At 73.3% G+C, this 1,043-nt stretch carries 1 protein-coding gene and 1 pseudogene; both read right to left on the bottom strand.

All coding sequences use genetic code 11. From position 1 onward, the window contains the following. Window positions 1–5: 5 nt before the first annotated feature. Window positions 6–488 (bottom strand): DUF1616 domain-containing protein, encoded by a 483-nt coding sequence (locus tag B7767_RS35140; RefSeq protein WP_256923676.1) that lies wholly within the window; start codon window positions 486–488, stop codon window positions 6–8. 25 nt (window positions 489–513) lie between these two features. Continuing rightward, window positions 514–1,043 (bottom strand): annotated as a pseudogene (locus B7767_RS35145) (hypothetical protein); the annotation flags it as partial.

Below are 1,043 nucleotides of genomic sequence, written 5' to 3' on the forward strand. Positions count from 1 at the left end.
CCCCGTCACGTGCCACCGCCGTCCGCGGGCCTGCGCCTGACGCGCTCCACCGCGCCGCGCCGGGCGGCGGGCAGCGGCAGCCCCGGCAGGGCCGCGACGACCGTGGTGAAGACGGCGAGCGGGACGAGGAAGGCGGTCGCCGAGAACCCCTCCACCAGGAACAGCGAGGTGGCGGTGAGCACACCGAGCGACAGGCTGATCGGCGCGGCGAGCGCCACGGCCTCCAGCCTGGCGCCGGTGGCCGGCACGCCCGGCTGCGGGTACAGCGCAGCCCAGCCCGGACCCAGCAGGGTGAACACCAGCACCGGGATCCAGCGCAGCGGCGAGGGGCCGGGGAGGGCGGTGGCGGCCAGCGCGAGCCAGCCCGAGGCGCCTATGAGGACTCTGACGTGCGTCTCGGTCACCCGTGGGCCTCCGGGGCCACGAGCCGTACCGGTCCCGGAGGAACCCGTGGAGTCGGTGGACTGCGAGGAGTCGGTGCTGCTCATGGGCTGACCTCCGACGTCACTTCGATCACCTTGTGGTCGTTTCCCGGGCGGCCGGACGGTACTCCAGCACGACCCCGTACGCATGGCTCTCGACGGTCCGGAAGAGGGGTGAGGCGGAGAGTTCCGTGCGCAGTGTCTCGAAGCCGCCGGCCGGCAGCAGGCCCTCGCCGGCGGTGTAGATGTCCTGGGTGCGGGTGAGGACGACGTACGTCCTGGTGCCCGGTGGGATCCCGTCGGCGAGGTAGCGGGCCGGGTCCTTCAGCATCCGCTCGTTCTCGGGCAGTTCCTGCTCGGCGAAGAACCAGTGCTCCAGGCGGTCGTACCGGTGCAGCGCCTGCGGGAAGGAACCGCTGGTGGAGAGGATCAGCGAGCCGTCGGGGGCGTTGTCGAGGGTGCGGGTGACCAGCGCGGTCTCCTCGGGCGGTGTGTAGTACATCTTCTCCTTGCCGTAGTACGACGGCAGGAAGCCGGCCAGGAGCACCAGCAGAACGGCCGGCGGGGCGACGGCCGCGGCTCCGCGCCGCAGCGCCTTCGCCCGGCCGCCGCGGGCGCCCG

This window comes from Streptomyces sp. 13-12-16, from assembly GCF_002114215.1.
Classification (GTDB): Bacteria; Actinomycetota; Actinomycetes; order Streptomycetales; family Streptomycetaceae; genus Streptomyces.

Excerpts from the sequence above, each read along its gene's own strand:
- B7767_RS35140 (WP_256923676.1), bottom strand. The coding sequence starts at position 488 with ATGAGCAGCACCGACTCCTCGCAGTCCACCGACTCCACGGGTTCCTCC.